Here is a 545-nt window from a genome sequence, read left to right on the forward strand (position 1 = left end):
TACGATGTAATGATAGTTAGAGCTAAACCATTTTAAAAGTGCACTTGCAACATGGTCTTTATTACCGCGAGCAATATCAAATAATAAATCATCATCAATAGTTCTTCCTTAGATACGTTCAGGGATGAGGTGGAATAATAATGACGTATCTAATATATGGTCATATAAAGAGAAATCACCAACTGGGATGCTATCTAAGTGATAGTACTTTTGTAATAATAAATTTTCTTTATGTAGATCAGTTAATGTTTGATCTAATTCTTCTTTAGAAATCTTCTTTGCCCAATAACTTTCGATGGCTTTTTTCCATTCTCTTTTTCTACCTAATCTTGGGAATCCTAAGTTTGATGTTTTAATTGTTGTCATAATATTGCCTCCTTGTGAGCAGTAATAGATTTTGAGTATGCTGCAAGTTCTAATGAATCTTCGACATTTTGAAACGGTGTGATAATGTATAAACCATTAAAATATTCATGAACAGTATCGATTAAATCCTTTGAAAGCTTAAGACTTAGTTCTCGTGTTTTGGCTTTATCATCTTTAAC

At 31.2% G+C, this 545-nt stretch carries 1 protein-coding gene and 1 pseudogene; both read right to left on the minus strand.

All coding sequences use genetic code 11. The annotated features are described in order from the left end of the window. A pseudogene (locus A6F49_RS17470) lies at nucleotides 1–366 on the minus strand (5-methyltetrahydropteroyltriglutamate--homocysteine S-methyltransferase); the annotation flags it as partial. Further along, the coding region (locus A6F49_RS18530; RefSeq protein WP_150119525.1) for a hypothetical protein at nucleotides 363–545 on the minus strand (183 nt) is incomplete at its 5' end. The gene A6F49_RS18530 and the pseudogene A6F49_RS17470, both read right to left, overlap by 4 nt.

This window comes from Enteractinococcus helveticum, assembly GCF_001657475.1.
In the GTDB taxonomy this organism is placed as follows: Bacteria; Actinomycetota; Actinomycetes; order Actinomycetales; family Micrococcaceae; genus Yaniella; species Yaniella helvetica.